At 51.6% G+C, this 6,689-nt stretch carries 4 protein-coding genes; all 4 read left to right on the top strand.

What is annotated here, in order from left to right; all coding sequences use genetic code 11:
* Window positions 1–126: 126 nt before the first annotated feature.
* The 4 genes from VE954_RS21915 to VE954_RS21900 all read left to right on the top strand — a co-directional run bounded on the left by VE954_RS21915 (window position 127) and on the right by VE954_RS21900 (window position 6,381).
* Window positions 127–966: an FAD-dependent oxidoreductase gene (locus VE954_RS21915; RefSeq protein WP_324956763.1), complete on the top strand. Its 840-nt coding sequence runs from the start codon at window positions 127–129 to the stop codon at window positions 964–966.
* A gap of 68 nt (window positions 967–1,034) precedes the next feature.
* Window positions 1,035–3,170, top strand: coding sequence for a phospholipase D-like domain-containing protein (locus VE954_RS21910; RefSeq protein ID WP_324956761.1), 2,136 nt, complete (start codon window positions 1,035–1,037; stop codon window positions 3,168–3,170).
* A gap of 9 nt (window positions 3,171–3,179) precedes the next feature.
* Window positions 3,180–4,949: an ABC transporter ATP-binding protein gene (locus tag VE954_RS21905; protein WP_324956759.1), complete on the top strand. Its 1,770-nt coding sequence runs from the start codon at window positions 3,180–3,182 to the stop codon at window positions 4,947–4,949.
* Between the two features lie 13 nt (window positions 4,950–4,962).
* Window positions 4,963–6,381 carry a hypothetical protein gene (locus VE954_RS21900; RefSeq protein ID WP_324956757.1) on the top strand — a complete coding sequence of 473 codons (1,419 nt, stop codon included), beginning with the start codon at window positions 4,963–4,965 and terminating at the stop codon, window positions 6,379–6,381.
* The last annotated feature ends 308 nt before the right edge of the window (window positions 6,382–6,689 follow it).

Genomic DNA, 6,689 nt, shown 5'->3' with positions numbered 1-6,689 from the left:
TTACGCCTGTTTACAATCTTCGCGATGATCGCTTCCTTGAATTCGCTTGAATAGAACGACTGTCTTCCCACTTGTATCTACTTGCTCGCCCTCTATATTTTCAATTCTGGCTAAGCGACATCTTTCCTGAAACAGGGGGCTACCAAGGTCCTGGATCGCGGCGGTGAAATTTTGATGGGCCACAAAGTGAAAAGCCTGCAGTTCTGCGGCGACACCTGGAAGATTGTCCATCAAGGCCCGAATGGCAAGGAACAGTCCCTCGTCGTGGATGAGGTTATCTCCAGCGCCCCTCTACGCGAAATGGCCTTGGGTCTCACGCCTAAACTTCCAGAGCGTGTCATCGGTGCTGCACAAAATCTGAAGTACCGGGATTTTCTCACGGTCGTCCTTATTGTTAGGGATGAAGGATTATTTGATGACAACTGGATCTATATTCATGAACCTGGCGTCAAAGTCGGTCGAGTTCAAAACTTCAAATCCTGGTCACCCGAAATGGTGCCGGATCAAAACATGTCCTGCTATGGACTGGAATACTTTTGCTTTGAAGGGGACGGCCTCTGGTCGTCCTCGGATGAGGACCTGATAGAGCTGGCCAAGCAGGAATTTGCCGCGATCGGTCTCTCCAGTCCCGACAAAATTGTCGACGGTTGCGTTGTACGCCAGGCGAAAGCTTATCCGGTCTATGACGACGCCTATGCGGAACATGTGGAAACTCTCCGCTCAGAAATACAAAGTCGTTACCCGCGCCTGCACATGGTCGGGCGCAATGGAATGCATAAATACAATAATCAAGATCACGCAATGATGACCGCGATGCTGTGCGTGGAAAACATTGCTGCGGGCCATGAGGTTTATGATCTCTGGCAGGTGAATGAAGATGCAGCCTATCATGAGGCCGGCAAGGCCGGGGTGGAAACTGCACTGTCGACTGGACTGAGGCTTGTTCCTATTCGACGTCACGCTTAGTGCTTTGAGGATTGAGTCTTGCATGGGCTCCATTTGGTTGAACACTGTCATGGATGGACCTGAACCAAATGGTACCCTTGCAAGATTCATTTTGGACTGAAAAAAATGCCTGCACGTATGTTGACGGGAATGACGGCTGGCTTTACTGTGACGGCGAAGCCTACTTCAAAGCCTTTATTGAGGCCTGTGAGCGAGCGACGTCCACGATCTTTATTTTGGGTTGGGATACGCACACACGCACCAATCTTGATCCGAAACGTGAAGGATCAGCTCAAGGGGATCATTGGAACCTGGCGACGTTTTTCCGCAGAATCTTGAAAAACCACCCAAAGCTCCATATCTATCTGCTCTCGTGGCGACCAGCGCCACTCTATATTATGGAACGCGAGAAGCTTCAGAATTTTAAATTCACACGCTTCTGTCATCCTCGTTTGCATTTTTGCACGGATTCCCACCACCCCATTGGTGGATCCCACCATGAAAAAATTGTTATCATAGACGATCAGCTGGCCTTCGTCGGCGGCATGGATCTCACCATCCGGCGTTGGGATACCTGCATGCATGCCGCGGAGGATCCTCTTCGCAAAGATCCCGATGGTCAATACTATCAGCCCTATCATGATGCTCAGCTGGGCATGGCAGGGCCTGCGGCCTGGCAACTGGCTCAGATGTTTCGGCAACGCTGGAAGCAGGCGAATGGCACAAACATCCCCATGGTCCCACCGACCCGAGTGAAGCCACCAGCGCCGGCTCAGGCCATCGCTTTTTTTGAGGATGCGCCGATCGCCGTGTCGCTGACCTATCCGAGCTTTCGTAACTCCAACGAAGTGAAACAGATTGCTCAGGTGTATGAAGACCTGCTGCTGTCAGCGCAACGGTATGTGTACATTGAAACTCAGTATCTGACCTCGCACCATATGGTTGATATCCTGTGTCGGTTGGGCCAGAGAAGCGAAGGGCCGGAAATTACCCTGGTGCTTCCGGAACGGCTGGGACCATGGCTCGAAAAACGAACGATGAGCCATCTGCAGTATGAAGCCCTGACCAAAGTGCTAGCCTACGATTTTCATAAACGCGTCCACATCGTTTATCCGTATGATCAGGAGCTGATCCCAATTTATAAATATGTCACGGTTCATAGCAAATTGATGATCGTGGATGATCAATTCCTGACCCTGGGATCGGCCAACCTCAATAATCGATCCATGGGCCTTGATACGGAATGCAATGTCACGATTGATGCCAGGCAGCAACCTCACCTGCAAAGGTCCATACGGAAAGCTCTTGCATTTTTGATCGTGCATTACGCCAATCATGATGCATCCTATGCCCTTCAGGAACTGGAGCGAACCGGTTCGCCCTTGCAGGTCCTTAAATCCTTGCGACTTCTTTCACCGGATAAACATCTGGCGGATTTCAAACTCCAGCCCATGCCGGAAGAGAAGATCGGGTGGCTTGATGCTGACCTGCTCGATATGGATCAGCCCTCCGCTCTGGAAATTGCCATGGATCGTTGGGGCCGCATGCTGGAAATCATACAGCGGCATCTCAAGGTGCCCCCTCGCATGATGGCGCTGGTCATGACTGGACTTGCCGGCGCGAGCATTGCGGCTTCCTACGCCTGGATGTTTTCTCCCCTGTATGGAAATCAGTGGACACTGAATTTTTATCCACAGAATGGAATGCCGCATGACACTCGTCTTTCAACTCTGCTTTTGATTCCTATTCTGTATGTCATCGCTTGTCTTCTGCTGGCGCCCATCAATCTGCTGATCCTCTTGACAGCGAGTTTCTTTCCGGCTCTGCCGGCCTTTTCCTATATCGTTTTAAGTGTCATCGGTTTGGTCAGCCTGGGTTACGTCGCAGGTCGGTGCATGGGCCGCTTCTTTTTCCCACAATTTTACGGCCGTCACACACCTGAGGGGTTTGCGGCGTTATGCCTGCTACGGATCATGCCCATTGCGCCGAACACTCTGGTGAATGTCGCCGCGGGAGCCGCAAGGATTCCTTATCTTAGGTTTATGGGCGCGACCCTGGCCGGCATGGCTCCAGGGTGTATTATGCTGGTGATCTTCCAGCGCTGCATTATCAATGCTTTCTTAAACCCAGGCTGGACCACAGTGTTGCCATTAATCGTCCTGGTGTTGCTCGCCAGCGCCGTCTTTCGCTGGTCGAGTCAACGCTTTTCAAACTATGGCAGCTGACGAGGGGCTATGCAGATACCTGTACTTCGATTGGATAAAGCCACAGCATGGGGACAGCTCCTGCGGCTTTTCAAACTGGCTTTGCCAGAATGGAAAAAGCTGATCTTTGGATTTATCGCCCTGGTGTTAAGCAGCAGCATGGTCCTGGTCTATCCCCAGGCTGTTAAATACATTATTGATGAGGTCCTGGAAACTGGTCGATTCGATCTTTTAAAACCTGTGGTGGGACTGGTCTTTCTCGTCTTTCTGCTGCAGGCGGTCTCGGCCGCTTTTCGCTACTACATTTTTACAGCTGCGGGAGAACGCATTGTTACGCGTTTACGGCAGTCGCTTTACCAGGCCGTCCTGAAACAGGAGATCGCTTTTTTTGATGCACGGCAAACAGGGGAATTGATGAGTCGTTTGGCTTCTGATGCCACGGTCGTGCAGAACGCTGTCACGCTGCATTTCTCATCCTTTCTCCAGCACACAGGAATTGTGCTGTTCGGCACCATTCTGCTGATTCGCACGTCGGCTGTCATGGCGATCGGTTTTCTCATCGCCATTCCCTTGATCGTGGTCAGCACGGGTTTTTTTGGCAAACGCATTCAAAAACTGGCTCGTGAAGGTCAGGACGCGTGGGGACAATCGGCAAGCATTGCCGCCGAAACCATATCGGGCATCCGCACCGTGCGAGCCTTTATTCAGGAACAAGGGGAAGCTCATCGTTATGCGCGGGCCGTAACCCAGGCTTTGGAATTAGGCCGGCTCCGTATTCAAAACATCGCGTGCTTTATTGGAATCGGCTCCCTTTTGGGATCGGTGACGATTGCGGGCGTTCTATGGTACGGTGGCGATATGGTCCTGACAGGGGTTATGACGCTCGGTGATCTGACCTCTTTCCTTCTTTATGCCTTGTCGGTGACGGTTTCCCTGGGCAGTCTGGGATCGCTGTGGACTGATTTCATGTCAACCTTGGGCGCCTCAGAACGCATCTTCGAATTGCTGGACCGCCAGCCCAAAATTCCTCTTTCCAGTGGCCTGGTGCCCCCTCATATCAGTGGGAGGGTCCAGTTTCAGCGCGTGCAGTTTTGCTACCCGGCGCGGCCCGACATTCCTGTGCTTAAGGAACTGAGCTTTTCGGTGGAGCCTGGGCAGGTCATCGCGCTCGTGGGGCCATCGGGCAGTGGCAAGTCCACGATTGCAAGTCTGCTGACACGGTTTTATGATCCTATTCAAGGGGCCATTCTTTTGGATGGAACCAATATCCGGAATCTTAATAGTGCATGGCTCCGTAGACAGATCGGTGTTGTCTCGCAGGATCCTTTTCTGATGAGCGATACCATTGCCGCCAATATTCGTTACGGTCGGGTTGATGCCTCGGACGCTGCGGTTCGCAGGGCGGCCTATGATGCTCATGCGCATGATTTCATCGAAGGGTTTCCGAATGGTTATCAAACCCTGGTTGGGGAACGAGGCTTGCAACTGTCAGGGGGACAAAGGCAACGCATTGCCATTGCGCGTGCCCTGTTAAAAGATCCTCGCATTCTGATTTTGGACGAGGCCACCAGTGCCCTCGATGCAGAAAGCGAATACCTCGTGCAAGAGGCTTTGGAGCGACTCATGGAAGGACGGACGACCCTGGTCATCGCGCATCGGCTCTCGACCGTGAAGCATGCCGACCGCGTTCTGGTGATGGAACACGGAAAAATTATTCAGTCGGGAACTCACAAAAGTCTGATGCAGAATACGGCGGGTATCTATTATCGGCTGGCCTATCGTCAGCTCCACGGACTTTAAGGACGGCCTACTTATGATGCGATTATATTCAAGGATCAGCCTGATGGCTGCTTTCCTGCTCTATGCCTGTCTGCTGGCAGTCGGAGTGTATCATCACGAGCCCTGGTTTGACGAAGCCCAGGCCTGGCTTTTAAGCCGGGACAGTCGCCCTCTCGATCTGATCAATACCTATTTAAGATATGAAGGGACACCGGGCTTATGGCATTTCATTTTAGGTCTGGCGGCCAAGACGGGCCTTCCCTACACCGCGATGAGTATTATCGCAGCACTTTTTGCGCTTCTGGGCGTGCTCCTGTTTTTGCTTTACGCTCCATTTCCCTGGCCCGTTAAACTTCTCTTTCCCTTCAGCTACTTCGTTCTGTATCAGTATGCGGTCGTGGCCCGAAGTTATGTCCTGCTACCTTGTCTTCTTTTCGGTATTGCCATGCTTTACCCGAAACGCCAGGAAAAATTTTACGGCTATGTCCTGCTCCTGGGACTGCTCGCTAATGTTTCGCTGCACGGATTGATCATGGCGTTTTGCTTTGCCAGCATCGACCTGCTGACCTTCGTCAAGGCACGAAGCAGCCTGAATCCGGCTCAAAGGAATCAGCTGATCCTGGGATTTTCTCTTCTGCTAGGGCTTGGTCTTCTCGCGGTCTGGCAGATCCGTTTTCCCATGGATCATTCTGCGGTCCATCCCCGACGATCCTATGACCTCGGCTTCGCGTTGGATTTCACCTTTCAATTCATAAGTCGGGCTTTAACGGAGCAGAAGGTTTTAAGCGGGCTGGTCCTGGGGCTGAGTCTCTGGCATTTTTGGAAAACCGGGACCCTGAGTCTTTTTTTGTGGCCGGTCCTGATCATGGGTCACCTCTTTGCCTTCGTCTATGCCAGCGTTTGGCATGAAGGCATTCTGTTCCTGCTCTGGATTTATTGTCTTTGGATCAGCTTCGAGAAAAGTACCCCCGTGGTCATCACTCGACCCTACACCTTGGCCACGATTTGTGTTGTCCTTGGGATTCATATCAGCTGGGCCGTCACCGCATTCCGCAATGACCTGAAGAATAATTACTCCGCAGCCGAACAGGTCGCTGAATATTTGAAGACGCGCCGAGCCTCATCACCCTCGATCTATGCGACAGGGTTTCATTCCATAGCGATCCTCCCCTACTTCGATCATAATATTTTCGCCAATTATGATCATCATCAGGACGGGGCTTTCTGGGATTGGTCGCTGAAAAACGATATGCAGCACAACCTCGACCTTATCGTTCTGGATGCTCCGGACACGATTGTGCACGGGATTAAAACGCGCTTTAGCATGACGGCACAGCGCCTCCCTGGTTACATCGCAACCAAATTCACGGGGCACATCTACTGGAAGGATAGGACTCTGGAAGAGGATTCGTATGTGGTTTACGAAAAGATCAATATGCTGGGGCAGCGTTAGGACTCTAGCCCTAAAATAAGTCCCCTGGGCGGCTGAATTTTCGGATTTATGGATTCTTTTGGATGAACTGTCGAGGTTGTCGGAAAAAAAGAAGCCGAAAAACGGTTCAACTGCTAACTCCTATTGCTCTCGATCGTTCGCGCTCACCGCCTGGGACATAACTAAGCTGCCCTATGTGCCAGGCAAGTTCGAGACAGCTTTTACCGATAATTTAGTGAAGTAAAAGTGGCGGAAATGAGGTTTCATCATGTCCGAATCGGCGAAGGCAAAGAAGCTTGAAAGCATTGGTAATTCTGAATCATTACCTG

Origin of the sequence: Oligoflexus sp. (assembly GCF_035638955.1) — a bacterium.
GTDB lineage: Bacteria > Bdellovibrionota_B > Oligoflexia > Oligoflexales > Oligoflexaceae > Oligoflexus.
The sequence above is the reverse complement of the archived record's forward strand: the minus strand, read 5'-3'. Positions and strand labels throughout refer to the sequence as shown.